The 1,310-nt window shown below is 53.4% G+C and carries 1 protein-coding gene; it reads left to right on the forward strand.

Translation table 11 applies throughout. From position 1 onward, the window contains the following. Positions 1-53: 53 nt before the first annotated feature. A protein-coding gene (locus IMW75_RS26700) for an IS3 family transposase (RefSeq protein WP_205894304.1) occupies positions 54-1,279 on the forward strand; the annotation gives its coding sequence in 2 pieces (ribosomal slippage) (positions 54-405 and positions 405-1,279; 1,227 coding nt in all). Positions 1,280-1,310 lie beyond the last annotated feature (31 nt).

Here is a 1,310-nt window from a genome sequence, read left to right on the forward strand (position 1 = left end):
TGTCTCGTCCTGAATAAGGTTTACACCTTCTGGCTTCTTATCAGGAAGGTGCAATGAACACGGGCGAAAAACGTAGCCAGAGAGATTACACGCTGACTTTTAAATTGTCGGTTGTCGACCAAGTCGAAAAAGGCGAGTTGAGTTATAAAGAGGCTCAACGGCGCTATGGCATTCAGGGCCGGTCGACGGTGTTGGTGTGGTTACGCAAGCATGGTCGGCAGGACTGGAGCCAAGGCGCATCCATTCGCTCCCAGAGGGTCCGACCGATGGACGAGCCTACTTTGCCATTAACTCCCGAGCAGAGAATCAAAGAGCTTGAGGAGCAGTTGGCGTTGGCGACTCAGAAAGCCAAATTCTTCGAAGACGTGGTCGATGTTCTGAAGAACGATTACGGCGTATCTATCGTAAAAAAGCGGCCAGGCAAGTCGTTGCGCAAACCCAAACCCTGAGTGTCTGCAGGGCTTGCCAGTTTATGGGGATTAGTCGACAGGCCTATTACAAGCGTGATCGGGCCTATCGGGCGCGGGTCGAGCAGGATCAGAAGCTTATCAAGTTTGTGCAGGAAGTCCGCGTGCGGCAACCCTGTCTGGGCACCCGCAAACTGCACTCACTGATGCACGCGAAGCATGATAAGCCGGAGCTACATGTCGGCCGAGATCGCTTGTTTGAAGTGTTGCGCGATCACCGGTATTTGGTACGCAGAAAACGGGCCTATCACAAGACAACTGACAGTCATCACCGCTTCCGTTGCCATCCCAACCTCCTGAAGCCTGGCCCCCAGCAAATCGTTGCCACCGGCCCGGAGCAGGTCTGGGTGGCGGATATCACTTACCTGTCCACCAAGCGTGATGACCCGGCGTACTTGAGCTTGGTGACGGATGTCTTCTCAAGAAAAATTGTCGGTTATCACGTGCATGGCAGTCTGCATGCCGACTCGGTGGCTCAAGCTTTGCGCATGGCGCTGAAGACGCGACGAAGCAGTCAGAGATTGGTTCACCACTCGGATCGTGGAGTGCAGTACTGCTCGACGCTTTACCAAAAACTGCACGCAAGACACGGCATAACGTGCTCAATGACTGATGGCTATGACTGTTATCAAAACGCCTTGGCAGAGCGGGTCAACGGCATCCTTAAAACTGAGTTATTGCTTCATCGGCCTAAAGATCTGCCAGAGGCTGAAAAGATGGTGAGAGAGGCGATCCTAATCTACAACCAGGAGCGCCCGCACCTGTCCTTGAAATACAAAACGCCCGATGCGGTGCATCGGGCGTTGGGGTGAAACAGGTGTAAACCTATTTCAGGACTAGACA

Source organism: Pseudomonas gregormendelii (genome assembly GCF_017114825.1).
Lineage (GTDB): Bacteria > Pseudomonadota > Gammaproteobacteria > Pseudomonadales > Pseudomonadaceae > Aquipseudomonas > Aquipseudomonas gregormendelii.